The organism is Corynebacterium jeddahense (assembly GCF_028609865.1).
Lineage (GTDB): Bacteria > Actinomycetota > Actinomycetes > Mycobacteriales > Mycobacteriaceae > Corynebacterium > Corynebacterium jeddahense.
This window is the reverse complement of record NZ_CP063194.1, coordinates 947,987-974,956: the sequence shown is the minus strand read 5'-3', so window position 1 is coordinate 974,956 and position 26,970 is coordinate 947,987. Positions and strand designations below refer to the sequence as shown.

The 26,970-nt window shown below is 66.1% G+C and carries 27 protein-coding genes and 1 pseudogene; 16 read left to right on the top strand and 12 right to left on the bottom strand.

Translation table 11 applies throughout. The annotated features are described in order from the left end of the window. Window positions 1-20: 20 nt before the first annotated feature. Entirely contained in the window at window positions 21-1,481 is a 1,461-nt protein-coding gene (locus tag CJEDD_RS04865; protein WP_232297755.1) for a DUF4185 domain-containing protein, read from the top strand. A gap of 42 nt (window positions 1,482-1,523) precedes the next feature. Further along, window positions 1,524-2,945, top strand: coding sequence for a DHA2 family efflux MFS transporter permease subunit (locus CJEDD_RS04860; RefSeq protein ID WP_232297756.1), 1,422 nt, complete (start codon window positions 1,524-1,526; stop codon window positions 2,943-2,945). 4 nt (window positions 2,946-2,949) lie between these two features. Here the strand turns inward: CJEDD_RS04860 and CJEDD_RS04855 are convergent, their stop codons facing one another. Continuing rightward, window positions 2,950-3,456, bottom strand: a complete 507-nt coding sequence (locus tag CJEDD_RS04855) for a pyridoxamine 5'-phosphate oxidase family protein (RefSeq protein WP_042408955.1) — start codon at window positions 3,454-3,456, stop codon at window positions 2,950-2,952. Between the two features lie 81 nt (window positions 3,457-3,537). On the opposite strand from CJEDD_RS04855, the gene CJEDD_RS04850 reads away from it, so the two are divergent. From CJEDD_RS04850 to CJEDD_RS04840, 3 genes are all read left to right on the top strand, one after another. Further along, complete coding sequence (locus CJEDD_RS04850) at window positions 3,538-4,308, top strand: spermidine synthase (RefSeq protein ID WP_042408958.1); 771 nt, start codon at window positions 3,538-3,540, stop codon at window positions 4,306-4,308. Window positions 4,309-4,459: 151 nt separating this feature from the next. Beyond that, window positions 4,460-6,016: an HNH endonuclease signature motif containing protein gene (locus CJEDD_RS04845; RefSeq protein WP_273657646.1), complete on the top strand. Its 1,557-nt coding sequence runs from the start codon at window positions 4,460-4,462 to the stop codon at window positions 6,014-6,016. A gap of 57 nt (window positions 6,017-6,073) precedes the next feature. After that, window positions 6,074-6,235 carry a hypothetical protein gene (locus CJEDD_RS04840; protein WP_157034537.1) on the top strand — a complete coding sequence of 54 codons (162 nt, stop codon included), beginning with the start codon at window positions 6,074-6,076 and terminating at the stop codon, window positions 6,233-6,235. 3 nt (window positions 6,236-6,238) lie between these two features. On the opposite strand, the gene CJEDD_RS04835 is transcribed toward CJEDD_RS04840, so the two are convergent. Both CJEDD_RS04835 and CJEDD_RS04830 read right to left on the bottom strand, forming a co-directional pair. Then, a complete protein-coding gene (locus CJEDD_RS04835; protein WP_042409839.1) occupies window positions 6,239-8,479 on the bottom strand; it encodes an ATP-dependent DNA ligase in 2,241 nt (746 codons plus the stop codon). Then, window positions 8,480-9,837 (bottom strand): annotated as a pseudogene (locus CJEDD_RS04830) (DASS family sodium-coupled anion symporter). It abuts the gene before it with no gap. Between the two features lie 209 nt (window positions 9,838-10,046). Between CJEDD_RS04830 and ku the strand changes: the two are divergent. From ku to CJEDD_RS04810, 4 genes are all read left to right on the top strand, one after another. Beyond that, the gene (gene ku, locus CJEDD_RS04825; RefSeq protein WP_042409842.1) at window positions 10,047-10,874 is read left to right on the top strand and encodes a non-homologous end joining protein Ku; all 828 of its coding nucleotides are present in this window, start codon (window positions 10,047-10,049) and stop codon (window positions 10,872-10,874) included. A 104-nt stretch (window positions 10,875-10,978) separates the two neighbouring features. Beyond that, window positions 10,979-12,208, top strand: a complete 1,230-nt coding sequence (locus CJEDD_RS04820) for an ABC transporter substrate-binding protein (RefSeq protein ID WP_273657645.1) — start codon at window positions 10,979-10,981, stop codon at window positions 12,206-12,208. Between the two features lie 3 nt (window positions 12,209-12,211). Beyond that, a complete protein-coding gene (locus tag CJEDD_RS04815) occupies window positions 12,212-13,297 on the top strand; it encodes a FecCD family ABC transporter permease (protein ID WP_042410160.1) in 1,086 nt (361 codons plus the stop codon). Beyond that, complete coding sequence (locus CJEDD_RS04810) at window positions 13,297-14,049, top strand: ABC transporter ATP-binding protein (RefSeq protein WP_042410162.1); 753 nt, start codon at window positions 13,297-13,299, stop codon at window positions 14,047-14,049. Before CJEDD_RS04815 ends, CJEDD_RS04810 begins: the two co-directional genes overlap by 1 nt. 3 nt (window positions 14,050-14,052) lie before the next feature. Here the strand turns inward: CJEDD_RS04810 and CJEDD_RS12260 are convergent, their stop codons facing one another. Next, a complete protein-coding gene (locus CJEDD_RS12260; protein ID WP_332307897.1) occupies window positions 14,053-14,406 on the bottom strand; it encodes a DUF3072 domain-containing protein in 354 nt (117 codons plus the stop codon). A 206-nt stretch (window positions 14,407-14,612) separates the two neighbouring features. On the opposite strand from CJEDD_RS12260, the gene CJEDD_RS04800 reads away from it, so the two are divergent. Beyond that, window positions 14,613-15,623, top strand: coding sequence for a hypothetical protein (locus CJEDD_RS04800; RefSeq protein WP_157034546.1), 1,011 nt, complete (start codon window positions 14,613-14,615; stop codon window positions 15,621-15,623). Window positions 15,624-15,637: 14 nt separating this feature from the next. On the opposite strand, the gene CJEDD_RS04795 is transcribed toward CJEDD_RS04800, so the two are convergent. Next, complete coding sequence (locus tag CJEDD_RS04795; RefSeq protein ID WP_273657644.1) at window positions 15,638-15,964, bottom strand: DUF429 domain-containing protein; 327 nt, start codon at window positions 15,962-15,964, stop codon at window positions 15,638-15,640. Further along, a complete protein-coding gene (locus CJEDD_RS04790; RefSeq protein WP_052333764.1) occupies window positions 15,943-16,479 on the bottom strand; it encodes a DUF429 domain-containing protein in 537 nt (178 codons plus the stop codon). The genes CJEDD_RS04795 and CJEDD_RS04790 overlap by 22 nt, the downstream gene beginning before the upstream one ends. Between CJEDD_RS04790 and CJEDD_RS04785 the strand changes: the two genes are divergently transcribed. Further along, window positions 16,478-17,017: a DUF488 domain-containing protein gene (locus CJEDD_RS04785; RefSeq protein ID WP_042406584.1), complete on the top strand. Its 540-nt coding sequence runs from the start codon at window positions 16,478-16,480 to the stop codon at window positions 17,015-17,017. The two genes, CJEDD_RS04790 and CJEDD_RS04785, sit on opposite strands and share 2 nt — an antisense overlap. Window positions 17,018-17,020: 3 nt before the next feature. Here the strand turns inward: CJEDD_RS04785 and CJEDD_RS04780 are convergent, their stop codons facing one another. Together CJEDD_RS04780 and CJEDD_RS04775 are read right to left on the bottom strand one after the other, a co-directional pair. Beyond that, window positions 17,021-17,740, bottom strand: coding sequence for an SCO1664 family protein (locus CJEDD_RS04780; RefSeq protein WP_042406536.1), 720 nt, complete (start codon window positions 17,738-17,740; stop codon window positions 17,021-17,023). Then, a complete protein-coding gene (locus tag CJEDD_RS04775; protein WP_332307886.1) occupies window positions 17,737-18,279 on the bottom strand; it encodes a histidine phosphatase family protein in 543 nt (180 codons plus the stop codon). The genes CJEDD_RS04780 and CJEDD_RS04775 overlap by 4 nt, the downstream gene beginning before the upstream one ends. A gap of 70 nt (window positions 18,280-18,349) precedes the next feature. Between CJEDD_RS04775 and CJEDD_RS04770 the strand changes: the two genes are divergently transcribed. Both CJEDD_RS04770 and CJEDD_RS04765 read left to right on the top strand, forming a co-directional pair. Further along, the gene (locus tag CJEDD_RS04770; RefSeq protein WP_042406539.1) at window positions 18,350-19,423 is read left to right on the top strand and encodes a hypothetical protein; all 1,074 of its coding nucleotides are present in this window, start codon (window positions 18,350-18,352) and stop codon (window positions 19,421-19,423) included. Beyond that, window positions 19,413-19,697: a hypothetical protein gene (locus CJEDD_RS04765; protein ID WP_042406542.1), complete on the top strand. Its 285-nt coding sequence runs from the start codon at window positions 19,413-19,415 to the stop codon at window positions 19,695-19,697. The genes CJEDD_RS04770 and CJEDD_RS04765 overlap by 11 nt, the downstream gene beginning before the upstream one ends. Here CJEDD_RS04765 and CJEDD_RS04760 read toward each other — a convergent pair. Together CJEDD_RS04760 and CJEDD_RS04755 are read right to left on the bottom strand one after the other, a co-directional pair. Then, window positions 19,694-20,680 (bottom strand): IS481 family transposase, encoded by a 987-nt coding sequence (locus tag CJEDD_RS04760; protein ID WP_042406545.1) that lies wholly within the window; start codon window positions 20,678-20,680, stop codon window positions 19,694-19,696. The two genes, CJEDD_RS04765 and CJEDD_RS04760, sit on opposite strands and share 4 nt — an antisense overlap. Before the next feature lie 78 nt (window positions 20,681-20,758). Next, window positions 20,759-21,652: an EamA family transporter gene (locus tag CJEDD_RS04755; protein WP_042406548.1), complete on the bottom strand. Its 894-nt coding sequence runs from the start codon at window positions 21,650-21,652 to the stop codon at window positions 20,759-20,761. Window positions 21,653-21,714: 62 nt separating this feature from the next. On the opposite strand from CJEDD_RS04755, the gene CJEDD_RS04750 reads away from it, so the two are divergent. After that, entirely contained in the window at window positions 21,715-22,629 is a 915-nt protein-coding gene (locus CJEDD_RS04750) for a LysR family transcriptional regulator (protein ID WP_042406550.1), read from the top strand. Between the two features lie 262 nt (window positions 22,630-22,891). On the opposite strand, the gene CJEDD_RS04745 is transcribed toward CJEDD_RS04750, so the two are convergent. Together CJEDD_RS04745 and CJEDD_RS04740 are read right to left on the bottom strand one after the other, a co-directional pair. Then, window positions 22,892-23,311, bottom strand: a complete 420-nt coding sequence (locus tag CJEDD_RS04745) for a type II toxin-antitoxin system VapC family toxin (protein WP_042406553.1) — start codon at window positions 23,309-23,311, stop codon at window positions 22,892-22,894. Further along, window positions 23,311-23,553 carry a type II toxin-antitoxin system Phd/YefM family antitoxin gene (locus CJEDD_RS04740; protein WP_074432506.1) on the bottom strand — a complete coding sequence of 81 codons (243 nt, stop codon included), beginning with the start codon at window positions 23,551-23,553 and terminating at the stop codon, window positions 23,311-23,313. Before CJEDD_RS04740 ends, CJEDD_RS04745 begins: the two co-directional genes overlap by 1 nt. 78 nt (window positions 23,554-23,631) lie before the next feature. Between CJEDD_RS04740 and CJEDD_RS04735 the strand changes: the two genes are divergently transcribed. Continuing rightward, on the top strand, window positions 23,632-25,026 hold the full coding sequence (locus tag CJEDD_RS04735) for a magnesium chelatase ATPase subunit I (protein WP_042406556.1): 1,395 nt from the start codon (window positions 23,632-23,634) through the stop codon (window positions 25,024-25,026). Next, window positions 25,004-26,914, top strand: coding sequence for a vWA domain-containing protein (locus CJEDD_RS04730; protein WP_042406557.1), 1,911 nt, complete (start codon window positions 25,004-25,006; stop codon window positions 26,912-26,914). Before CJEDD_RS04735 ends, CJEDD_RS04730 begins: the two co-directional genes overlap by 23 nt. Window positions 26,915-26,970 lie beyond the last annotated feature (56 nt).

Below are 26,970 nucleotides of genomic sequence, written 5' to 3'. Positions count from 1 at the left end.
CTGTCTTAGAAGGTAGACGCATGCGTTCCCGTTCTCTCCCCAAGTCCCTTCTCAGCGCCAGCGTCGTCGCCGCGCTCACCTGCACCGTTGCGGCGCCCGTGGCGCACGCAGCGAGTGGGTCGTCCGACTTTGCTGGCTTGTCGTCGCGCGGGACGTCGTCGTCAAGCGGGAGCTCCTCGTCGAAGTCGAAGTCGAAAAGCTCCACCACTCAAAAGCGGAAGTGGGTCGAGGTGAAACCGCCGAAGAAGACCGCCTCGGCCCCGGTGCGGATGCCCAACGGCACCACCGTGCAGATCATGGGCGACGTGCTCGGCCCCTACTCGGCGCACACGGGCTTCCGCAGCGGCGACCTCGGCGTCATGGCGCCGGTGGGCACGAACGGCGAGTTCGCGATGATCTTCGGCGACTCGTTCCGCGGCAACTTCGGCGACGACTGGATGAGCCCGGTGGGCGTCATCGCGAAGATGGACGAGAACGGCTACATCGAGATCGTCCGCCCGATCGACAACTCGTACCGGGTGGACGACATGATCAGCTACCACCACGTGAACAACCTCACGCTCATCCCGTCCGACGTGATCAACATCGACGGCACCCTGTACATGCAGGGCATGTGGAACCAGGGCATCGGCAACGTCTCCGGCGTGCAGATCTGGAAGTCCACGGACAACGGCGCGACCTGGACGTCCATCGCCTCCACCGGTTCCGACTTCCTCGGCGGCATGGGCCAGCTCATCAGCTGGGAAAAGGGGCCGGACGGCTACATCTACACCGTCGCCACCTCCTTCAAGCGCGCGGACCCGGTGTACCTCATGCGCTTCAAGCCGCAGGACATCGGCAACATGGGCAAGTGGCAGGTCTACAGCCCGAAGAAGGACAAGTGGGGCTCGAGCGCGGAGCCGATTCTCGACGGCGTGCGCGCCGGCGAGATGAACCTGCGCTACATCGACGGCCACTGGGTCCTCGTCATGTTCAACCAGAAAACCCTCTCCATCGAGGTTCGCATTTCCGACACCCTCGACCAGGACTGGTCCACGGTGCCGGTGGCGGTGATCGCCCAGAACGGCCCGTGGTCCGCGCGCCAGACGCCAGAGAACTGGTCCCAACCGTACGGCGGCTACATCGTCCCCGGCTCCACCATCGACAACATGGACATCGTCGTCTCCCAGTGGAAGACGGACGATAACAGCCGCTACATGTCGACGCAGTTCAACGTCAAGGGCCTGGACAAGTTCTTCGGCATCAACACGAAGAAGGAAGAGAAGCAGGAGGTGCTCAAGGTCGTCGAGCACGCCGCGACCGACACCCCCGACATGCAGGCCGAAGACGCAGCCGTCGAGGCCCGCCCCGAGGTGTTCGCTCCGGACGACAATGACGGCACCGCCCCGCTGCGCGTCGCCGCGATCGTGCTCGGCCTCGTCGCGGGCGCGGTCGCGCTCCCGCTCATCCAGCAGCAGCTGCGCGACCTGCTCCAGCTGTAGCCCGCTGATGCTCCGGGCCGCCTGCCCAGTATCATCTCCCCGGTGACGCAGACTACTCCCCGCTCGCCGTGGCCAGCCCTCTGGTCGATGATGCTGGGCTTTTTCATGATCCTGGTGGATTCCACCATCGTTTCGGTGTCCATCCCCGCCATCGCCGAGGGCCTCAACGCCTCCTACAACGAGGTGCTCTGGGTCAACAGCGCGTACCTCCTCGCGTACGCAGTGCCGCTGCTCATCACCGGCCGCCTCGGCGACCGCTTCGGCCCCCGCTCGATCTACCTCATCGGCCTCGCGCTGTTCACGTTCTCTTCGCTCGCGTGCGGCCTCGCCACCACCTCGGGCGCGCTCATCGCCGCGCGCGTGTTCCAGGGCCTCGGCGGCGCGCTGGTCACCCCGCAGACGATGTCGGTGATGATCCGGACGTTCTCCCCGAAGGAGCGCGGCAGCGCCATGGGCGTGTGGGGCGCGACCGCCGGCCTCGCCACCGTCACCGGGCCACTGTTGGGCGGGTTGCTTGTCGACGCCGCCGGTTGGCCCTGGATCTTCTACGTCAACGTCCCCCTCGGCATCGTCGGCCTGATCCTCGCGTGGATCAACATCCCCCGCCTCGAGCAGACCAACCGCCACTTCGACTGGCCCGGCGTGGTGCTCAGCGCGGCCGGCATGTTCTTCCTCGTCTTCGGTATCCAGGAGGGCCAGCACTTCGGCTGGGACTGGCACGTCTGGGCGTTCATCGCCGCCGGCCTCGTCGCGATGGCCGCGTTCTTCCGCTGGCAGGCCCGCCAGGGTGACAACGCGCTCGTCCCGCTCGGCCTGTTCGGCGACCGCAACTTCTCGCTCGCCGGGCTGACCATCTCCACCGTCGGCTTCGCCGTCTCCACCTTCGCCATCCCGTGGATGATCTACGTGCAGACCGCGGAGGAGTACTCCCCGACCCGCGCCGCGCTGCTCATCCTCCCGTCCGGCATCGTCTCCGGTGTGCTCTCGCCGTACGTGGGCAAGCTCACCAACTCCCACGACCCGAAGCCGTTCGCCATCGCCGGTCTCGCGCTCGCCTCGGCGTCGATAGGCGCCTCCGCCCTGATCACCGACCCCGGGATCGACCCGCGCTGGATGTACCTCGTCTCAGTGTTCTACGGCGTGGCCAACGCGATGATGTGGGGTCCGCTATCCATGATCGCCACCCGCAACCTGGACCGCTCGCTCGCGGGCGCGGGTTCGAGCGTGTACAACACCACGCGTCAGATCGGCGCCGTGATCGGCTCCGCGGCGATGGCCGCGATGATGTCGTCCCAGCTGGAGAGGCACCTCGGCGCGGGCCAGATGACGGGGCCGCTCCCGGCACCACTGCAGGAGCCGTTCGCCCAGGCGATGAGCAACTCGATCCTGCTGCCGTGCGTCGTGCTCGCGCTCGGCGCGCTCGCCGCCTGCTTCTTCGCGAAGACGAAGTCCTGGAACGACTAGGGGGCTACGAGATGCGGATTCGCTCCCACTCCCCGAGCTCGTCGCGCTCGTAGGCGATCCGGTCGAAGTGCATGCGGTCGTCCCAGAGGTGGAAGAACTCGTAGTGCTCGGGTTCGACCCGCCACACGTTGAACCGCTCCCCGTCCACCGCGCGTGAGGCGGTGCCTCGGACGCGGACCGCGCGGCGCATCGGCTGCCACCAGAAGTTCAGCGCCGCCGCCCAGCTCGTCTCCATCTGGCGCACCTTCGCGGTATCCGTGGCGGTGCCGAAGTGAAACCCGTCCGAATCCAGGTACAGCAGGTCGACGATGCGCGCGTCCGGCAGGCCGTCGTCGTCCACCGTCGCCACCGTCACGGCGCTCACGTCGCCGACGTTATTCTCGACCGCCTCCACGAACCAGTCCGCGAAGAGTTGGTTGGGGTCGGCGGGAAGCTTGCTCATGTCGTGCTTGCCCGGGGACGCGTGCGGCCGTTTCAGCCCGTCGAGATAGTCCTGGGACAGGTAAATCATGGACTCATCGTAACCACAGCGTTCGCCGCCGAACTGCGCTTTCGGTTGCGATATCGGCCACACAGCAGGTATCACGGTCGCATGTCCAGCCAGCGTCGACGCAAACCGCGCGCGCCGAAGCGCCGGATCGAGGGCACCTACGCCATCGACACCGGGCACGCCGCGATCGTCGCCGATCCGCTGCGCGACGGCGGCTATGTCCTCGAGGTCAACAACGTCCCCTCCTCCTACGTCGTCCCCGGTGCCCCGGAGGTGCTCGAGTACGACTACATGCGCTGGATCGCCGCCTTCATGGAGTCCGCCGAGCTGCCCCGCCCGTTCACGGCCGTGCACCTCGGCGCCGCCGGCTGCTCGCTGCCCAGCTACGTCGCGCACCGCTGGGACAGCCACAACATCGCCGTCGAACTCGACGCTGGCCTCGCAGCGCTCGTGCGCGACGCCTTCGACCCACCGGTAGAGATCGCCGTCGCGGAGGCGCGCGCCTTCACGCACGCGCTCGCCCCCGGCTCCGTCGACGTGATCGTGCGCGACGTATTCGCCGGCCCGGACACGCCGCGGGCGCTCGCCACGGTCGAGTTCTTCCACGCCGCGCACCGGGCGCTCACCCCCGGCGGCGTGTTCGTGGCCAACGTCGGCGACCGCCCCGGCCTGGCGAATGCACGCGCCCAGCTCGCCGGGCTCGCGGAGGTGTTCGCGCACACGGCGGCCGCCGCGCCGACGGGCATACTCGGCGGGCGCGAGTACGGCAACGTCGTGCTCGCCGCGAGCGACGCGCCGCTCGCGTTTTCCGGCGAGGTGCCGTGGAAACCCGGCGCCGATCTCTCCGGGGCTACGCCGGCTCTGCGCGACTGAGCGTGTCGGGGTGGTTTTGTATGGTGTGTTTAGCCGGGCGTGTAGGTAATCGCACAGATGTTGGGTGAGTGGTTTATTTTTCCCGCATATTGAGTTGCGTACCGTTTGTATGTTCGTTATAATGGAACGCAACAACAAAAAGGGGGCGGCAATGACAACGGCAACCACGGCACCAAAAACGTTCCGTAACCAGCGAGAACACGACCCAGATAGCGAAGCAGCACAACTCATCCGCGACACCTACTGGGCAATGTTCGGGCACTACTCCTACCCAGGGTTCGACATCGAAGACTTCGACGTCACGGTCACAAAACTGCAAGCCGCCACCGGGTGGTCAAAAACCCTCGTCAAACACGCCATCCTCGGACACGCCGCACTACAGGAACTCCCGAACCTGCGGGCACTCCAACGCGACACCCGCGTCATGGACATCGCCCACCTCACCGCGGTCTACACCACACTCGAAGAACTCGGACCCGACGCGGACGACGAGTTCTACGCAGTCATCGACGACATCCTCGTCGACACCTTCACCCCGAAACGCCACAACCAACTCCTCCCCCAACGCAAAACAGTCACCGACCGGATCCGCGCCGCCATCAAACGCCTCGACCCCACCCGCGCCTACGACAAACGCAAACGCACCAAGCGGGAACAAAACACCGACGACACCCTCCGCTTCGACACCTACAGCATCGACGGCACCCAGCGCTGCCGCATCGAACTGCTCACCAACGCCACGACCAGCAAACGCATCCACGTCCACGTCACCGCCATCGCACGCGAACACGGCATCAGCACGGTAGAAGCCGCCGAACAACTTCTCTCCGGCGAACTCGCAGGCGCGCAAGCACGACCCGTCATCAACGTCTACAGTCCAAAGGGCCGCGCGGAGGGCGACCCGGTGTACATCCCCGGCAGCGGGTGGACCGACCCGGAGGCGACCGCCGCCTTCGACGATTGGCTGGCCGAGTCGGAGCCCGTCGAGCGCAACCTCGACGCCGCCGCCGAGCAGGTGCTCCGGGGCTACGCCCCGAGCGAGGCGATGCGCCAGGCGGTGGGCGCCCGAAACAGGACGTGCGTCTACCCGGGCTGCAACCGCCCCGCGGAACAGTGCCAGCTCGACCACCGCATCCCCTACGAAGAAGGCGGCGAAACCGCGGTGGGCAACCTGTTCCCCCTCTGCCAACACCACCACAACATGAAGACAGACCGCCGGGCCTTCTACGTCCCCGACCCCACCACCGGCGACATCATCTGGCTCTTCGCCGACGGCACCTTCGAGATCGAATCGCCCGACAGCCTCCTGCACAGCCGATTCACACCGACGACACCCCGGTGGCGCTCCAGCCTGGCCAACGTACGCGCAAACCGGGCCCGCCTGGCGGAGTTCTACGCCAAAGGCCACACCATCCTCGACCAATTCGACACAGACCTCGACCTCACACGCGCCACCACAGCAATCCAACACCTCGAAGAGGAATACGGCAGAACATTCCCCTTCACCCCACACATGCCCTACCAAGAACCACTACCCGAAGAACCCTACGAACCACCCATCCCCGACCCCGAATACACCTACCCCGCCGAAGAACTACACCACATAGACCTCACCCAATACCTCCTCAACTACGACTTCGCACTCCAACACGGATGCGTCTACTTCCCATACGGCTTCATCGAAATCCCCGGCGAAACCACCGCCTAGCGCACCCGCGCTACTATCGGGCGAGCACAAGAAAACCTCGACGAAAGGAAGCTCCGCATGCAGAACGATCCCGCGAAGCCCGGCTACACCACCGACGGCAGCACAAACAAGCCGGTGGACCACGACGAGGACCAGCTCGCCCAGGACACGGGCTCGGCGCTCGGCACCGGCGAGACCGCTGAGGAGACGGTGGACGACACCACCAACGACGCCGAGTAGCCGTCACGCCTCCCAGCGGATCTCCGCCGGGTCTTTGTCGTCGCGCCAGCCCCGCCAGGAGGCCTGGCGCACTTTTTTGTCCGCGGTGGCGCCGGCGAGCTGTACCTCCGCGACGTACTTCGGTGTCACCCACCAGGCGTCTTTCGCGTCGGAGTCCGGCACCTCGATAGGCGGGGTCTTGCGCTCAACCCGCCGCAGCTTCGCGCCGATCTCGGCGAGCTGCGCGTTGGAGAACCCGGTGCCCACGCGCCCGGCGTACCGCAGCTCCCCGTTTTCGTCCGGCACCGCCACGAGCAGCGAGGAGATCCCGCGCTTGCCCGTGCGCACCCCGACGACGACCACCTCTTGGTGCAGCGCGCGCTTGACCTTCAACCACGCACGAGAGCGTTCCCCCGGCTCGTACGGTGAGCTCACGTCCTTGGCCACCACGCCCTCGAGTCCCAGCTCGTCCGCTGCGCGCCATGCGTGGTCGAAGGAGCCGGTGGTCGCGGGCGGGACAGCGACGTGCTCGGTTGGCGTCAGCCCCTCGAGCAGCGCCCGGCGCGCTTCCCACGGCTCGCCGGTGAGGTCACGCCCGCCGAGACGCAGCACGTCGAAGACCATGTAGCGCAGTTCCGGGTCCTCGTGACGCAGCGCCGAGAAGTTGGGCCTACCGTCGGGCCCGAGGGCGATGAGCTCGCCGTCGACGGTGCCGCCGTCGCTAAGCATGTGCTTCAGCTCGCTGGCCTGCGGGAACAGCGCGGTGTAGTCCTTGCCCCCGCGGCTGCGCAGGTGCACGGTCTCGCCGACGTCGGCGATGATGCGGTAGCCGTCCCACTTCATCTCGAACGCGAAGGTGGTGCCGTCGCGCTCCGCGAGCGCGATGTCGGCGCGCGTTGCCATGGTCGGCAGCATGGGCCCCATCTCCGGCTGCTCCCGCATCAACTTGAGCAGCCAGTTGCGCTCCTCGGTCCGGATGAGCGCGTAGCGCCGCGGCACCCCGCCGAGGCCGCCGCCGTCCCTGCCGCGCAGCACGGCGATGATCTCCCGGTCGCGCCACTTCTCAATCTCGCAGGTGCCGATGTCCCAGATCTTCACCGTCCCCGCCCCGTACTGCCCCTTCGGGATGGTGCCCTCGAACTGCGCGTATTCGATCGGGTGGTCCTCAGTCTGCACGGCGAGGCGGTTGACGCCGGTCTCCAGCGGCGGGCCCTTCGGCACCGCCCAGGAGACGAGCACGCCGTCGTGTTCGAGGCGGAAGTCCCAGTGCAGGTGGGAGGCGTCGTGCTCGCCGATGACGAAGATCGGCTCGCCGCTGCGGGGCGCGGGCGCGCTGTCGGGCACGGGCTCGCCGGTCTTCGACTTGTTGCGCATGGAGCGGTAGGTGGCCAGCTTGTCTTCGGCCAGCTCCGCGATCGGGTCGAGGCCGTCCTCGACGCGCGCGATGACCTCCTCGAACTCGAGGTGTTTCAGGTGCGGGTCCGCGATCTCGTCCCACGTCCGGGGTGCCGCGACGGTCGGGCGCTCCCGCCCGCGCAGCGAGTACGGGCAGATGGTGGTCTTTTTGCCGTTGTTCTGGCTCCAGTCCAAGAACACCTTGCCGGCGCGCTCGGCCTTCGCCATCGTCGCGGTGACCCGGTCCGGGTGCTCCTTCTCCAGCGCCAGCGCGAGCGTCTTGGCCACCTTGGTCACGGCGTCGGCGTCGCTCGCTCCGTCGAGGCCCGCGTAGAGGTGGATGCCCTTCGACCCGCTGGTTACGGGCACGCAGCGCAGGCCCATGTCCTCGAGGATCTCGCGGCATTCGAGCGCCACCTCGGCCGTCTGCGCGAGCCCGACGCCGGGGCCGGGGTCGAGGTCGAGCACGAGCCGGTCCGGGTGTTGCGGTGTGCCGTCCGCGCCGAAGCGCCACTGCGGCGTGTGCAGCTCGAGGGCGGCGACTTGGGCGAACCACGCGAGGGTGGCGGAGCCGTCGAGAAGCGGATATGCGTTGACGCTCGTGGCGTGCTGAATGGTGGCGGTGGGGATCCACTCGGGTGCGGAGTCCTCGAGGTCCTTGCGAAAGAAGCTTTGCTTATCGACGCCCTCCGGCCACCGCTTCCTGGTCACCGGCCGCCTGCGCGCCTGCGGGACGAGCACGTCGGCGACGGCGAGATAATAGCGCATGACGTCGGCTTTCGTGGTGCCCGTCGCTGGGTAAAGCACCTTGTCCAGGCTGCTCACCGTGAGCTGGCGGCCGTCGACGCGGACCTTCGTGCCGGACGCCATTTACCAGTAGCCGATCAGGTTCATCCACGCGCCGCCGACGACCATCCAGATGGCCAGCGAGACGGTGCCGGTGACCGCGGAGGTGCGCCACCACTCCGAGGTGGTGACGTAGCCGAGGCCGTAGATGGTCGGCGCCGGTCCGCCGGCGTACTGCGTGAGGTTCTGGAAGATGTTGGAGACGTAGCCCAGGATGAGCGCCGCGAACACCGGCGGAGCGCCGACGGCGATGGCGGCAGCGAGGAAGGCCGCGTACATCGCGGAGATGTGCGCCGTGGCGGAGGCGAACATGTAGTGGACGAAGAAGTAGATGATCACGAGCAGGGCGAGGGCGAGCACCCAGTTCATGCCGCCGAGACCGTTGGCGATGGAATCCGAGACCCACTTGATGAAGCCGTAGGACGACAGTGCGGACGCCATCATGTAGAGCACCGCGAACCACACCATCGTGTCCCGCCGATGAAGGCGGTCGTGGTGGCGCTGATGTCCAGCGCGAGGTCGCCGACCGTCCACAGGAGCAGCAGGGTGACAAAGGTGCCGGCGAGGACCTTCTCGCCGTAGGACATCGGGCCGAGCTCCTCGAGCTCCTCGGCGGCCATCGCCTTCGCGCGCGGGGTGTCGGTGAGCTCCGGCGGGTAGATCTTGTACAGCACCCACGGCACGACGGCGAGGGCGACGAGGCCCGGGACGATGGCGCCGACCGCCCACTTCGTCCAGGAGATGTCCACGCCCTGGTCGCTGGCCAGCGAGGCGATAAGCGGGTTGCCCGCCATGGCGGTGAGGAACATCGCGCAGGTGATGGCGTTGACGTTGACCACGCTCATGGAGAGGAAGGCGCCGGCCTTGCGGCGGGTCTCACCGGGCTCGGAGCCGTACTCGGAGGCCACCGACTTCATGATCGGGGCCATGATGCCGCCGCCGCGCGCCGTCGCCGAGGGGATCGCAGGAGACAGGACGAGGTCGCCGGCGGCGAGGCCGTAGGCGACGCCGAGCATCGTGCCGCCCACCTTGGACACGAAGAACAGGGCGATGCGGCGGCCGAAGCCGGTTTTGATGAAGCCGCGGGAGATGAGGAACGCCATGACGATGAGCCAGATCGTCGAGTTGGAAAAGCCCATGAGGGCGTACGGCGCGCCCGGGTCGCTCTTCGGCGCGGTGAGCGGCACGAGTCCGGTGAGCACGCCGGCCACCATGCCGATGATGGTTACCGCGCCCATCGGCATGGGTTTGAGGATGATACCGACGATCGTGGCGGCAAACAGGCCGAACATGCGCCACGCCTGGTCTGTCAGCGCGTCGGGGTGCGGTCCGAACCAGAACGCCAGGGTGATCAGGACGGGAATGCCGAAGCCGACCGCCATCTTCTTCCAGTGCTCACCGCCCGGCGCGTCCACGTGGGTGGGGGCCTTTGGTTCGTCGATACGCTGCTGCGCGGAGCTTGGGGCGCTCATGCTGCGAATTCCTTCCTGAGAACCGGTTATGCCGTTCACAGTAATTCGCGGCGGTACATACGTACGCACCGAACCTGGCGCCGTGTGCGCGGATTCACACCCACGTACACTCGGGTGCCATGCGCGCGATCTGGTCCGGCTCCGTCACGTTCGGCCTCGTCAACGTCCCCGTCAAGGCGTATGGGGCGACCGAGGATCACGACCTCTCCTTCCACCAAGTCCACGACAAGGACGGCGGCCGCATCCGCTACGAGCGGCGCTGCGAGGTGTGCGGGGAGAAGGTGGACTACAAGCACATCGAGAAGGCCTTCGAGGAGGACGGTGACACGGTCGTGCTCACCGACGAGGACTTCGCCTCCCTGCCCGAGGCGGACAACGACGAGATCGAGGTCGTGCAGTTCGTGCCTGCGGATCAGATCGACCCGCTCATGCTGGAGAAGTCTTACTACCTCGCCCCGGAGGGCAAGACGCCGAAGTCCTACCTGCTGCTGCGGCAGACGCTCGAGGACTCCGAGCTCATCGCCGTGGTGCGCTTCGCGCTGCGCCAGAAGACGCGCCTCGGCGTGCTGCGGGTGGTGGGCAACGTGATCGTGCTGCAGGGCATGATGTGGGCCGACGAGGTGCGCGAGCTGGACTTCGACGGCGAGTTTAAGGGCACGAAGTCCCGCGCGAAGATCTCGGACAAGGAGATGGAGCTGTCGAAGCAGCTTGTGCAGTCCTACGCCTCCGACTTCACGCCGAAGGCGTTCGAGGACGACTACCAGGCAGAACTGCGTAAGCTCATCGATGCGAAATTTGAGCAGGGCGACACCATCGACACCGAAGCCACCTTCGGGGAGAAACCCTCCGACGAGGACGGCGACGACAACGTGGTCGACCTCATGGAGGCGCTCAAGGCTTCGCTGGATAAGAGGAAGTCGGGCAAAAAGTCCGGCAAGAGCGCCTAGCAATCGTCTCCCCAGCGCATCTTGACATCAGCTTAGCCTTACCTTATTGTTCTCCTTGTTCTTGAAAATTAGCTTAGGCTAACTTGACCGAAAAGGGGAAAGTCTTGAGGCTTCCACACAGAATTGGAGTGGCCGCGGTGACGCTCGCCACCGCTTTTGGGCTCGTCGCGTGCGCGGAAGAATCCGGCACCACGGCGCAGTCGGCATCCACGGAGGTCACTGAAGCGTCGTCAAGCGCAGTGAGCTCTCAGGCTCGTACCGCAGAAGGTGCGATTACCGTGACCGACGCCGCTGGCCGTTCGCTGAAGTTCGACGAGCTGCCGGATCGCATCGTCCTCGCCGAGGGGCGCGCTGCCTACGCCACGGCCCTGCTCCAGGACAATCCCCTCGACAACATCGTTGCCTACGGCCAAGACTTGGAGAAGAACGCGGGCGCATTCCGCGACAAACTTTTCGAACTGCAGCCGGAGGCGAAGGACATGCCGATCATCGGGATGATCCAAAAGGGCGATGTCACGGTGGAGAATCTCCTCGCCCAGGACCCGGACGTGGTGATCATGACGCTGGACCAGAAGAAGGCAGTGGAGGAATCCGGTTTCATCGCCGATATGGATGCCGCAGGCATCACCTACGCGTTCATCGACTTCCGCCAGAAGCCGTTGGAGAACACCACCGTATCCATGCAGCTCCTCGGCGACCTGCTGGGGGAAAGCAAACGCGCGGAGGATTACAACGAGTTCTACACCTCCAAGGTGAAGGACATCACTGACCGTGTTGCAGCCATCGATGAACGTCCGGGCACGCTGGTGTGGACCGCCGCCGGCTACAACGAGTGCTGCGCTGTGGCGGGCGACGTCCACCTGGGAACCCTGGTCACGGCGGCCGGCGGCCACAACCTCGGCCCCGAGGTCCTCGGTCCGGAGACGAAGCAGATCACCCCGGAAAAGCTCATCGAGCTTAATCCGGAGAAGCTGATTGTCACCGGCGGCGAGTGGGCCCGCGACCCGAACAAGACGGACATGTTCCGCCACGTTGAATTGGGCTACCAGTCCTCCCCTGAGCTGGCGGAGGAGACGTGCGACGGCCCACTGCAGTTCCCCGGCCTCGACCTGCTGGACGCCCCGAAGAACGGCAATTACTTCGCGGTGTACCACCAGTTCTACGACAACCCGTTCAACGTCTTTGCCCTTGCAGCGTTTGCGAAGTGGATCCACCCGCAGGAGTTCGCAGACATCAAACCGAACCAGGATTTCGTGGACTTCCACAAGAAGTGGATGCCGTTCGACTACAGCGGCGTATTCTTCTACGACCCAGCGAATCCAGAGGAAAGCTAACGCATGAGCACCCAGGTATCCGTGGCGGTCGAACCCACCGTGGATGCTCGCCAGGCCGCGATCGAAAGCTACCGGAAACGCGGGCGCAACAAGACGCTCGCCATTATGGGGCTTGTGATTGCGGCTTTTGCGAGCTTCGTCTTCAGCGTTATCGTCGGCCCACTCAACATCGCGCCTTCCGATGTGTTCAACGCCGTGTTCCGCCCGGAACTGGTGGATGAAAAGACTCGCGTGGTCATCCAAACCCTGCGCCTGCCCTCCGCTGTAATGGCAGTGCTGTGCGGGGCCGCGCTAGGGCTTGCCGGCGGGCAGATGCAAACGATTTTGGATAACCCCCTCGCCGAGCCATTTACGCTGGGCATTTCCGCCGCCGCGGCGTTCGGTGCCGCACTATCGATCGTGATGGGTTGGACCCTCATTCCTAACCCGCAGTTCAACCTGGCGCTCACCGCGGCTATTGCGGCGCTTCTTGCCGTGGCCATCGTCGCTGGAGCTTCCGTGTGGCGCGGAGCGACCGCCGAATCCATGATCCTGCTCGGAATCGCGCTGTCGTTCTTCTTCCAGGCACTGCTGTCTCTTCTGCAGTACGGCGCCAACATCGAGGCGCTCCAGCAAATCGTGTTCTGGACCATGGGCTCAATGCAGCGAGCAAACTGGACCGCCAACATCATTCTTGCGGTGGTGCTTATCGCCGCGGTGCCGTTTTGCGTCGTTAACGCGTGGCGCCTCACCGCGCTTCGGCTTGGCGACGACCGCGCAGCCGCACTCGGAATCGACGTGAAACGCCTCCGCCTTACGACTCTGCTGGTGGCATCCTTCCTTGCCGCCGCGTCTGTGGCCTTCACCGGCATCATCGGCTTCATCGGCTTGGTCGGCCCCCACGTTGCCCGCATGCTCGTGGGCGAGGACCAAAAGTTCTTCCTCCCCGGCGCGGCTGCAGCCGGTGCGATGCTGTTGAGCTTGGCGTACGCGGTGTCGATCTCGATCATTCCGGGGCTGGCAATTCCGATCGGCATCATCACCGCGCTCGTCGGCGTGCCATTCTTCGTGTTCCTCATCTTCACTAGGTCTCGCCGAAGGGGTGCATGATGACCATCAGCGCGCAAAACCTCACCGTGAACTACGGGAGCACCACTATCCTTCACTCGTTATCCTTCGGCCCACTCGGCAGCGGGAAGGTAGTCGGGTTGATCGGCCCTAACGCGGCCGGCAAATCGACGCTAGTGAAAACGATCGCGGGTATTAAAAAGCCTTCCGACGGCACGGTGTCAGTCACTGCGGGTGGGTGTGAACTCCTTGGTAAGCAGCGCGTGGAGGCGCTGGGTTACGTGCCGCAAGATCTCCTCAGCAGTGCCACACTCACGGCATTCGAGTCGGTTATGGTCTCCGCCCGCCGCCGCGGCGATGCGTCATGGGACCCGATCGAGCACACCGCCGCGATCTTGGACCGGCTCGGCATCACGCATCTCGCGGACCGACTCGTGTCCGACATGTCCGGTGGCCAGCGCCAGCTCGTCGCCGTCGCGCAGATGCTGGTGCGTGAGCCGAGCGTCATGCTTCTCGACGAACCCACGTCCGCTCTCGACCTCCGCCACCAAATCGAGCTCCTCCAGATCATCCGCCAGGAAGTCGCCGGGACGGACCGTCTCGCGTTGGTGGCCATCCACGACCTCAACCTCGCCGCCCGATTCTGCGACGAGTTGCTGGTAATGAAAAATGGCCGCGTCCTCGCCCAGGACGAGCCGGTTGCCGTGCTCACCCCGGACCTGCTAGAGGAGGTCTACGAGGTGCGCGCGCGTGTGCTTGACGATGCCGGCGTTCCCGTCGTATGCCCGGTGTGATAGCTACATCCCGGTGATCTTCTTCAGCCGGTCGATCTGCTCCGAGGCCTGCGCTTTGGTCAAATTGGCTGGGATCTGCTCCCCCGCCTGCTTCGCCATCGCGTCGATGTAGGACTTCTGAGATTCGGTGGCCGGCTGATCGCCCGTCGCCCACTCAGAAGGATCCTTTTCCAGATTGCCGTCCTGGGTGTCGCCGGTTGCGCCAAGCATCTCCTGGTTCTGCTGGGCCGGCTGACCTGCTGCCTGCTGTTGCCCATCAACCGCGGGCTGCTCAACCGGGCCGTCAAGCTCCGGGTCGTACGGCGGGACCTGCGGCGTCGCTGCGGGATCAGTGGTGGGATCGAAGTTCTGGTTCATCGTTCGGCCTTTCTCTTCGGAAGTGACGCCATGCTACCCGAGTCAGGCCTGCGCTTACGGCCCATTCAGTCGGCTCCACATCACCACCGATCCACGCGAGCAATGAGATGGCGAGCGGGCGTTGAAACCTCACTAATGTGGCAGCCATGAGACGTCGATTAGCTCTTGCCCTTATGTTGCCCCTTGCGCTCCAGGGATGCTCTGGGGTGGGTGGCCGCGAGACAGTGCATGTCACCTCAACGCAGTGGGTGGACCCGGACACGGGCGAAGTTGTAGAGCACGCCGAGCCTGAGGCCGCAGATGACAGCAGTTGGCAATCGGAGTTTGAGTGGGTGCTGAACCACCCGGGCGACTACCCGGTGAACTCGGCCGCACAGTACACCCCGGACGGGACGTATGAGTATGCGCTGGTCGAGGCGAACGGCGGTGGCACGCCTGAGCTGCTGCTTGCAGTGAGTAGCGGCCATACGCAGCCGGTGATCGTGTTCACCATCGGCGATGACGGCAAGGCCCATGCGTCGCCCGAGGTGCTCATCATGGGCACGCCTGGCAATGGTGCCGCACGCGAGGGGGTGGCCGCGTCTGCAAGTGGGAACGGGATCTACCAGATCAGCGGATCCGCGGGCTCGCGAGAGCACCTTTCGCGGCACTTCGTGTTGGACGGCGCCTCCCTGTCGAAGGCCTCGGAGGAGACCTTCAATATCACGCAAGGATTGCCTGACCACCAGAACATTGAATGGACGCCCACAGGCGACAAGTCGGCGCTAACGGCGGGAGTTCCAGTTGGTTCTGGCTCGGGCTCTGCTTCCGGTTCAGACGGGGCATCCGGAGAGCTGCAGGCAGGCCAGGTGGAGTTCACCGGCACTGTGCGTGGATACACGGGCGAAGAGTTGATGGCGCCGCTCGGCTACGGAATGCCGAACGGCGAGGACCCGAACAGCGTGTATTACGTTCTTGACCTCGATAGCCCCCTCATGGTGCGCGGCCGCACAGCGCCGGGGTACAAGACGGAGGAGGTAAAGCGGTTCCGGCTCGGCCACGATGAAATTGGGGCGCGTGGGCACTCGTACCAGGACGGGTTGGAGTGGGCACAGTACGTCGATAAGCGAGTGCGCATTGTTGTTGATGAAGGGGACGTAAACTTCCCCACCGATACCTCAATGCCACTTGGCACGCCTGGGTTCGGGGAATCGATGACGTACACGGTGCTGGAATAACGGGAGGTTGAGTCCTAGAGGGAGGGTTCGCTGCCCGTGTCCCCTTTGGGAATCCAGATCCCCCCTTCCTCGGCAACGAGCTCCGCGCTGCCCGCCGGCGGCGGCACGCACCGCCCCGCCGCAACCTCGCGGGCCACCAGCGCGGCCACCACTGCATCAAGGCAGTCTGCGTTGCCCAGTACCGCCGCCTCGAATCCGTTCCAGTCGAGGGCGAACCGCCGCTGCAGGCCATCCATGATGGCGGCGCGCGCCTCCCGGCCGGCGCCCGCACCCCTACCCGCCGATCCCTTGTACCCGCGGTGCAGCAACCCCCACCGCTTCAGCGCCGCCGCCGGATACACCTCCGCGATCCGCCCCCCGCCCGGTCAAGCTCCGCCGCGTCCATGCCGTCGGCGCGCAACCGCGCTTCGATCGCAGCCCACCGCAACGCCGGGTACGCGATCCGCTCGGCCGCGACCGGCAGCGGCACCACGCCCGCGATCCGACGCGCTTCCAGGTCCGTGAATCGGTTCACCAGGCCGCGGCGCCATTCGGCCCCGCCCTCCTGCGGCTCCAAGGTGCGCACCGCGTGCAGGGCGATGACCTCGCGAAACGCCCGCGGCCACCCGAGCGGCACGTCGATTCCAGTGCGCTCCGAGGCGCGGATTCGGGAGGCGGTGGTGGGGTCGGAGGCGTTGAGGGAGACGTCGAGAAGCAAGAGCTCCTCCCCCGCCGCCTCAAGGGTCGCGATGCCTGTGCGGGCGGGGTCAGCGGCGAGATCGATGCCAGCGAAGATCATGTGGCCTATCTTGGCAGCCACGAACGCTAACCGGTCGCGCGCGCCGTCGCCCAGGCGTCCGGCTACGGTAATGCGCATGCGTATCTTCACCGTCGGCCACTCCAACCTCGAATTCGACGAGTTTGCTCGCATGCTTGAGGCAGCCGGCGTCAAGACGATTGTCGACGTACGCAAGTTGACGGGATCGAGGAAGTACCCCTGGTTCAACGACGATTACCTCACCCAGCACCTCCCAGAGCGCGGCATCGCCTACGGGAAGAACGAGGGGCTGGCGGGGCGGCGCAACGTGTCTAAGACCGTACCGTTCGAGGTCAATGCCAACTGGCAAAACCGCAGCTTCCACAACTACGCCGACCACGCGCTCGGTGAGGAGTTCGCAGCCGCGCTGACCGAGCTGCGCGAGCACGCAGCCGAAACACCGACCGCGATCATGTGTTCCGAGGCGGTGTGGTGGCGCTGCCACCGTCGCATCATCTCCGACCACCTCCTCGCACACGGGGACGACGTGGAGCACATTATGGGGTTGGGGGCCGGAGGAGCGTCGATAAGCAAGGCAAAGCTCAACGACGGCGCGGTAGTCGGCGAGGACCTCCTCGTGCGCTACCCGGCGCGATAGGGGTCACACGAGCGGCCAAGGGTACGGGAACTCGGATTGCGGCTCCGGCAGCCACGGCAGGCGCACGATCCGGGACGCGCGGGACTTGAGCGCCGCCACCTCTTCCGGTGAAAGCAGCTCGGCCACCCCGGCGGGCACCTCGGCCACGAGCGGCTCCACCGCTTCGACCAATTCTTCTGGGATCGGCTCGTGCGCGAAGTCCCAGATCACGGTGCGCAGCTTCGGGTCCTGGTGGAAGCATAAGCCCTGGTCGATGCCCCACACGTGGTCGCCACGGCTGGCAGACCGCTCGAGCAGCACGTGGCCCGACTTGCGGTCGGTGTTGTTCACCAGCAGGTCGAACACGGCCAGGCGGAGGAATTCGGGGTGCAGGTCGGGGCGGGTCTCGTAGAGCGGGAAGTAGTGGGAGCCATCGTTGTCCACGTAGTACTGCAGCGACCCGATGCCGAGCGGCTCGATCTCGCGCACCACCGTGGGCGGCACAACGGACCAGCCCAGCCACTCGCTGAGCAGGTACGCGGCCCGCTCCCGCTTCCACAGCCCGGGCTCGAAATCGTCGAGGTAGCGCTCCCCCAGCTCGGGCTTGAAGATGCCCCAGCAGTAGTCCTCTTGGCCGCCGTGGAGCGCCAGCGTGATGTCCACGAGCACGGTGAGGTTCGACGACTCCGCGATCTGGCCTACGAACCCCACCTCGCCGTGCTGCAGTAGGTCGATCGTGTTCATAGCTCGAGCTCCGAAATCGAGCACGGCTCCGCCGGGATCTGCTGGAACGCGCCCCAGCCCCGGCCCGTGAAGTGCGCGAGCGCTGCCTTGATCGGGTCGGCGTGGGTGAAGCAGGCCACCACCTCGCCCGGGTGCCGCGCCGCGATCCCGCGGACGCACCCCACCACGCGCTCCTGCATCTCCACGAAAGGCTCCCCGCCGGGGAACCGGAACTCTTCGGGGCGCTTCTGCACCACCTGCCACTCGGGCAACTTCGCCAGCTCGACCAAGGACTTACCGGTCCACGTGCCGAAATCGGCTTCAAGGAGGCCGTCGTCAAGCAAAAGCTCTTTTCGGAAGCGCTCGCACGTGGGCGCAGCGGTCTCCCGCGCCCGCTCGAGCGGCGATGCGTACACCGCGTCGACGCGGGCGAGTTGCTTGGCGACGCCCTCGGCTTGCCCGCGCCCCCGCTCCGAAAGGTGCAACCCCGGCGTGCGTCCGGGGAGGATTTTGCCCGTCGTCGGGGTCTCGCCGTGGCGGATGAGGTAGATGGTGGTCACGCCCGCGATAGTATGCCTTCGGGGGGCTCGCGAGCACCCCATGGATCCCGCGAGACGAAGAAGGATGCCCATGGACCAACCGAACCCGTTCGCGCGCGCACTCACGCACGCGCCCGACTACGTGCCGTCGTATTTGTCGGCGATCACGCCCGAGAGCTTTTCGCTTATCGACGACTCCTGGCGCACCATCGCCCGCACCTACGCCGGCGCCGAGGTCGAGTACACGCTGAAGATCGAAAGCGACCCGCAGAAAGACACGGTGAAGGAGGTCCGCATCGACGGCACCCCGGTGCGCGACCTGCCGATGCTGGCCGCGCGCCCCGAGACGGTGCTCGAGTGGTTCGACGCCATCGTCTACCTCGATGCGTGCGGGCGCGAGATGGACCGGCAAGATCCCCGCTGGCGCGGCGATGACCTGGAGACGGAGTTCGAGCGCATGGAGCACGGCGTGGTGATGCGCGCCGAGGAACCGGTGCGCCTCGAGGCGTTCTGCGGCCCGGGTGCGCCCCAGAAGGTGCAGGAGCACCTAGACCCCATCCTCGCAGCGAGCCCGCTCGAGGTGGAGGTGCGGCCGGTGCTCGCATGGCCCGCGGCCGCCTCCTCCGGCGGCTACGGCGAGATCCCGCTCGTGGTCGCCCCGGGCGAGCCCGACCTGTACTGCGCCCTGCCGTTCGCCGCCGACGCCAAGCCGCGCACCTGGTACACCGAGCTGGAACGCATGCAGTACGACTGCTACGCGTACGCGCACTTCGCTGACGCAAGCATGAATTTCAGTGGCGGCGCCGTCGCCAGCGGAGGCTCCACCGTCTTCCGCCTCTCCGAGCTGCCGAGCTACGTCCGCCTCGGCGAGCCCGGCCAGGCCGCGACCGCCCCGTGGTGGGCCGTTTGCTTTTCACAGCTCGACCTCGTGCTGCCCGCCTCGCCCGAGGAGGGGCTCCTCTACGTTGTGGTCGACGACAACGGCGCGAGCGTGACCATCCAGAACATGCCTCGCGGCACCTGGGCCAAGCGCCACCAGCTGCAGGAACGCTTCCAGCGCCGCTGCGGCGGGCTGGCTGACGACTCCATCCCCCACACCGACGACGAAATCGCCCGCGCAATCACCTCCGCCCTTACCGCGATCGGAGGCTCCAATGCCCAATAAGACCACCATTGACCGCGTCGATGTCCTCCCGCCCATCGACGACAACGGCGGCTGGTCCCACAAGGGATGCGCCTGGGACAACGCTCCATGCGGGGAAGCTGCGACCTACTACGTCAGCTACACCTGCCCCGAACACGGCCGCGCGCACGCCGGCGAGACGCGGCTGTTCTGTCCGCGCCACTACGCGATTTCCCTTCTGCACGCCGTCGAGGTGGCGGCGCCGCTTGCCGGGTGCGGCTTCGATGACGTGGTCTTAGGGCACGGGGCGCTCTAGGCGTACTGACCGGACACGTTGGTCAATCGTGAGGACGGCGGCTGGTTCCCGCAGGCCGTGTGGGGTCGGTGGTGGTTGTAGTAGTGCAGCCAGCCGTCCAACTCACCCCGCCGCTCAGCCTCGGAGGTGTAACAGCGGGCGTAGGCCCAGCCGTCAGCCAGGGTCCGGTGGAACCTCTCGAACTTGCCGTTGGTCTGCGGCCGATACGGACGGGTCCGCTTGTGCGTGATGCGGAGCTCGGCGCAGGTGTCGCGCCACAGATGTGAGCGGTAGGCGCCGCCGTTGTCGGACAGGACTCGTTCGACGGTGACGCCCCGCTGGTTGAACCACTCGTCGGCCCGGACCAAGATAGCGGTGGCTGTTTGGGCGGTTTCGTCGTCGTGGATCTCGGCGTAGGCGACGCAGGAGTGGTCGTCGATGACGGTGTGGACGTAGGCCTTGCCCATCAACGGGTCGCTGTACTTGTTGCGGGGCTTGTCTGGTGTGGCTGCTCGGTTCTTCTCGCCTTGCTGGCGGCCGACGTACCGCCAGCCGCAACCGTCGGGGATGTTGCCGAGCTTCTTCACGTCGACGTGCAGCATCGCCCCGGGGTGGTCGTGCTCGTAGCGGCGCACCGGCTCCCCGGTGGCCCGGTCAACGTGCGACAGCCTGTTGAGTCGGGCGTCGACCAGAATCCGGTGGACAGTCGACGGGGCGATCCCGAGCCGGCAGACCAACTGGACCGGTCCTTCCCGTAGGCGCAGCCGCAGGTCGATACAACGCCGGGCGGGCTGCGGGCTGGTTCGGTTCGGCGAGTGGCGTGGCCTGGACGATCGGTCCTGCATGGACTGCCCGGCCCGGTAGCGGTCGGCCCAGCGTTTCACGGTCGGCCAGGACACTTGGAAGCGGGCTGCGACCTCGCTGACCGGCCAGCCGTCCTCGATGACGGGGCGAGCGACAATCAGGCGGTGACGCGGTATGAGAGCGGCGTGCGCGTGTGACATGGGCCTCCTGGAAGACGATTGCGGGGCCGAATGATCGGCCCCCGCAGTTGGTGGGATGTCGGTTGTGTGCTCGGAGTCCTAGGTCTGAGTGGTCCGTCTGGGCGGGGGAAGTTGTCCGCAGACCATGGCTGCGAGGGCGACTGCGAAGCCCAGGCATTGCGTGAGGCTCAGGTGCTCGTGGGCGAGCAGCGCGCCGAGGGCAGCGGCCACCAGTGGTGAGAGGAGGCCGAGCAGGGCCGTTGAGGTGACGGGCAGTCGTCGCACTCCGGCGAACCACACGCTGTACGAGATCAGTGCACCGGCCACGCCAAGCCAGGCGTAGCCCATCCAGCCGTGAGCGTCGATGGCCGATGGCGGGGTCTCCACCAGTAGCGCTGGGACAGACAGGAGCAATCCTGCCGCGGTGAGTTGCCATCCGGCCAGCGCCACGGCCGACGTCCCGAGGGGAAGCTGCCACTTCTTGGTCAGAATGACTCCGGTTGCCATGGCGAACGCGCCGCCCAGGCCTGCTGCTACGCCGACAAGGTCCAGGGTTGCCCCAGGGCCGAGGACGACCAGCGCGACGCCGAGGACTCCGACGACGCCCCAGGCCAGACGCCAGCCGGAGAGCCGCTCGTGAAGGATGGCGACGGCGAGGAAGGCGATGATGATCGGCTGGACCGCACTCAGGGTGGCGGCGACGCCCCCGGGGAGGCGCTGGGCGGAGACGAACAGCAGCGGGAAGAACGCTGCCATGTTGAGCCCGCCCAGCACGAGGCTCTTCCACCACCAGGAGCCGTGCGGCAGCTGCCTGGACACCGCCAGGGCAACCAGGCCGGCGGGGAGCGTCCGCATGAATGCGCTGAACAGCGGATGTCCTGGAGGGAGCAGGTGGGTGGTCACGATGTAGGTGGTGCCCCATGTGGCCGGGGCTAGGGCGGTCAGCACGGTCCAGCGCAGCGAAGCGCGCGACGAGGTGTTGGAAGCGGTCATGTGCTTATCGTCGCCGAGGGTATATAAATGAGTCCAACACATTGTTGTCATTCCAACGATGAATGGAGATCATTGATCTCGTGGAGCTCCAACAACTGCGGTATGTCATCGCCATCGCCGAGGAACGCAATTTCACTCGCGCTGCCCAGCGCTGCTTCGTGGTGCAATCGGCCCTGAGCCACCAGGTCAAGGCGCTGGAACAGGAGCTTGGCACGGCACTGTTCGTCAGGTCTTCCCGACGAGTGGAGTTGACCCCCGCCGGCGAGGCGTTCCTACCCGAGGCCCGTGCCAGCCTGGCGGCCGCCGATCGTGCCGTCACGGCCGCTGCCGAGGCGACCGGACAGATCCGCGGAAGTCTGGCCATCGGCGTGATTCCCACCGTCACGGCCGTCGACGTCCCAGCGGTGCTGGCCCACTTCCACGCCGCCTACCCGCAGGTCGACCTTCTCATGCGCAGCGGTGGCAGCGACCAGTTCATGAGAGACATTCGTGAGGGCCGGCTCGACCTGGCCTTCCTCGGCCTCGACGGCGAAACCTCCCCTCAGGGCGTTGCCGCCGCCACGATCGGTAGCGGCCGTCTGGTCGCCGTCCTGCCGGCGCACCACGAGCTGGTCCGACGCAGACGACTCACACTGGACGACTTGCACGGTGAGACCTTCATCGACTTCCCCGCAGGATCACCCGGCCGGCTGCAGAGTGACAAGGCCTTCGAGAGGGCAGGCCTGGCCAGGCGAGTTGCTTTCGAAGCCTCGACACCGCAGTTCATGTTGGCGCTCGTGAGCCGGGGACTGGGCACGTGCTTGTTGCCCAGTGGCGTCGTCCCGCAAGACGCAAGTCTCCTGACCGTTCCCGTTGTCGATGGCCCAGTCCGTACCGAGTACATGGCGTGGGACCAGTTCAATCCCAGCCCAGCGGCCAGGACGTTCGTCGACCATGTCTTGAGTTCCACCGCATCATCGCGAAGCGATCAGTCGTAGCTCTCAATCAACGTGTCCGGTCAGTACATCTAGGCCGGGCCCGGGCGGGGCTTTTAGCTTTACGACGACTACATATTCGTCCCCGCAACACGTAGCACCAGAAAGCGAGCGCCGCCCCGAGGGGCTCCATCTCGCGCACCACCGTCGGCGGCACAATCCCCACCCCAGCCACCCGCTGAGCAGGTAGGCGACCCGCTCCCGCCGCGCACCGCCCCGCCTTGAAGTCGAGGGGTCTCGCCGTGGCGGATGAGGTAGATGGTGGTCACTCCGTAGCTCCGAAGGGGTTGAAGACCGGCACTCCTAGACGGCGGAAGTCCTTCTCGTTGCGGGTGACCACTGTGAGACCGTGCTCAGCTGCGATCGCCGCGATCTGCGCGTCTCGTTCTGGGGCAGGATCGGGAACATGCATCTGCGCCTCACGTAGTGCTCCCTCCGCCGTAAGGTGCAGAATCCTGGCTGCGAAGGTCGGGATAACTTGAGCGCGCAGCCAGCTTGAGATGAGCTCTGCACGCTCGCCTTCGCCTCGGTGGCGCAGACGGAGGACGCCAATTTCGATCTCCAGGATGGTAATCGTGGAGGTGAAAAGCTCCACCTCCGGCACCTCGTCGAACCATTGCATGACCGCTGGATTCGGACGGCGCCTCTGAAGTTCACTGAGCACGTTCGTGTCCAGGAGGTACATCAGAATTCAGGGACCTTCCACTCGAAGGAAACTGGTTCGAACTCGTAGTCCGTGGGATTCTTCATGCGTAGTTTTTCAACGATGCTTCCCGTGCCCCCTTTCAGTCGCAGGTATTCGTCATAAGACAGCAACACGTGAGAAGGTTTTCCCCGGTCCGTGACAATGACCGGAGACTCGAGAGCATCGCGCTTTGCAACGCTCAGATTCTGATTGAATTCTCGAGCTGACATACTAGTGGTCATGGCTCTCCCTCCGTAGTAACGTGACTACATTCTAAACCTCCGTCTCGTGATGCACAACCCCGGCGTACCCTGGCCGGCATGACTGAAGCGCCGCAGACCCCGCCCGCAATCACCACTCTCGGCGAGCTGAAAGCCGCCGGCTACACCTACAAGTCGGTGCGCGAGGAGCTGCGCGATAACCTCATCGCCAAACTGCGCGCGGGTGAGAACCCCTGGCCCGGCCTCCACGGCCTCGAGCACACCGTGATCCCGCAGGTCGAACGCGCCATCATCGCCGGCCACGACATCGTGCTCCTCGGCGAGCGCGGCCAAGGCAAGACCCGCCTGCTTCGCACGCTGCCTTTGCTTCTCGACGACTTCGTGCCCGCCGTGGCAGGCTCCGAGCTGCGCGAACACCCCCTCAACCCGATCCTGGACGCGACGAAAGACCGGATTGCGCGCGAGGGCGACGCGACTCCCGTTGTCTGGATCCCGCGCGAGGCCCGCTACTCCGAGAAGCTGGCCACCCCGGACACCTCGGTGGCGGACTTGATCGGCGACGTCGACCCGATGCGCGTGGCCGAGGGCCGCCGCCTGGGCGACCCGGAGACCATCCACTACGGCCTGATCCCCCGCTCCAACCGCGGCATCGTGGCCATCAACGAGCTGCCAGACCTGGCCGAGCGCATCCAGGTGGCCATGCTCAACGTGATGGAGGAGGCCGACATCCAGATCCGCGGCTACATGCTGCGCCTGCCCCTCGACGTGCTGGTGGTGGCATCGGCGAATCCGGAGGATTACACCAACCGCGGGCGCATCATCACCCCGCTCAAAGATCGCTTCGGTGCCGAGATCCGCACCCACTACCCCGTCGAGCTGGATGACGAGATCCGCGTCATCGAGCAGGAATCCCAGCTCACGGCCAACGTCCCGGCGGCCATCATGGAGGCGCTGGCCCGCTTCACCCGCGCGCTACGCGAGTCCGACGCCGTGAACCAGCGCGCCGGCGTCTCCGCCCGCTTCGTCATCGCCGGAGCCGAAACCGTCGCCGCCTCCGCCGCGCGACGCGCCGCAATCACCGGGGAGGACCCGGTCGCGCGCCTAGTGGACCTCGAGGCCGCCGTCGACGTGCTCGGCGGCAAGGTGGAATTCGAGCACGGCGAGGAGGACCGCGCCTGGGACATCCTGGAGTACCTGCTGCGCAACGCGGTCGCCCAAGCCGTTCGCCACCGCCTCCGCGGCCTCGACTTCGCCCCGCTGATCGAGGCCCTGGACGGCTCAACCTTCATCACCACCGGCGAAAATATCACCGCCGCAGAATTCCTGGGCGGCCTGCCCGCAATCGACGGCACGCTCTACGACGACATCGCCGCCACCTTCGAAGCCGCGAGCGAAGGCGAGCGCGCCGCGGCGATCGAGCTGGCGGTGGAGGCGCTCTACCTCACCCAGAAGATTTCCAAGGATTCAGGCGATGGCGAAACGATTTACGGCTAGATATCGCAGGTACACCCCGGGCCCGGACCCGCTCGCCCCGCCTCCCGACCTGGCGAAAGCGGTGCGCGCCATCGCCGACGACGTCATGTACGGCTACTCCGCCGAGCAAGCCATGCGCGAGTACCTGCGCCGCGAGGGTTACGACGACTTCCTGCGCCAGATCGCCGAACGCCGCCAGGAGCTGCTGCAGAAAACCAACCTCGGAGGCACGCTCCAAGAAGCCAAGAAGCTTCTCGACGACGCCGTGCTCGCCGAACGGGGCCAACTCGCCCGCGACGTGGACATGGACGATCTCGACCGCACCATGCGGGAGATGACGCTGGACAACCTGCCCACCTCCCCGGCCGCCGCGGTGACCGAGCTGGGCGAGTACGACTGGGCCTCGAACGACGCACGGGAAAAGTACCAGCAGATCAAGGACCTCATCGGCCGCGAGCTTTTGGACCAGCGCTTTACCGGCATGAAGCAGGCGCTCGAGGGCGCCACCGACGAGGACCGGGCCGCTGTCGCCGAGATGCTGCGCGATTTGAACGTGCTGTTGGGCAAGCACCGCGCCGGCATGGCCACCCAGGAGGACTTCGACACTTTCATGGCCAAGCACGGGGACCAGTTCTCGGAGCAGCCCCGCAACATCGATGAGCTGGTGGAGCTGCTCGCCCAGCGCTCCGCCGCTGCCCAGCGCCTGCTCAACTCCATGACGCCGGAGCAGCGCGCCGAGCTCATGCAACTCGCGGCCCAGGCGTTCGGCTCGGAGGAGCTGATGAACCTGGTTAGCGAGCTCGACGCGAACCTGCGCGGCATCCGCCCCGACCTGGACTGGACCGGGTCCGAATCCTTTGAAGGCGACGGTGCCATGGGCCTCGGCGACGCCACCCGCGCCATGCGCGACCTGGGCCGCCTGGACCAGCTCGCCGACGCCATGAGCGCCGCGCGCCCGGAGGTGGACCTCGACGAGGTCGCAGACCTCTTGGGCAAGGACGCCGCCACCAACGCGAAGATGCTGCGCGACCTGGAGAAGGCGCTGAAGAACTCGGGCCTGCTGAATAAAGGAGAGTCAGGAAACTTGCAGCTCTCCCCCAAGGCCATGCGGATGCTGGGCAAGGAGCTGCTTGGCGACGCCACCACGTCCCTCAAAGGCCAGCGTGACTCGCGCGACACCGGCCACACTGGCGAGCCGACCGGCGCGACCCGCCCCTGGCAGTTCGGCGACACCCAAGCGTGGGACACCAGCCGGACGATTACGAATGCTTTGGTGAGGACCGGAGGGTCGTCGATAAGCATTAGCCCCGAGGACATCGAGGTGGTGGAGACGGAGGCCCGCACCCGCAACGCCGTGGCGCTGCTGGTGGACACCAGTTTTTCCCTGGCGATGGAGGGGCGCTGGGCGCCGATGAAGCAGACGGCGCTGGCGCTGCACCACCTCATTTCCACCCAGTACCGCAGCGACGAACTCACGCTCATCGGATTCGGGCGCTACGCGCAGACGATGACGATCGAGGAGCTCACCGCCCTGCCGCCGATACAGGAGAAGGGCACGAACCTGCACCACGCGCTGCTGCTCGCGGATCAGTTCTTCAGCCGGCACGCTAACATGGAGCGCACCTTATTAATTGTCACCGACGGCGAGCCGACCTCCATGCTCACGGACTGGGGCGAGGCGCACTTTTCCTGGCCCACGGACCGCATCACGCTGGCGAAGACGGTGCAGGCGCTCGACCAGGTGACCAAGCGTGGCGCGCACACCACGTTCTTCAGGCTTGTCGACGACCCCGGGCTCGTCGCCCTGCTCAACGCGATGGCAGACCGGACCGGGGCGCGCGTGGTGGCGCCTGACCTGGGGGAACTGGGTGGCGCGGTGGTCGGCGAGTACCTGCGCGGGTGGTTCTAGCGCTCGCCGAGCGAAACCCCCGGACCTTTCTTACACTGCTCTCACACGCTTCTCAG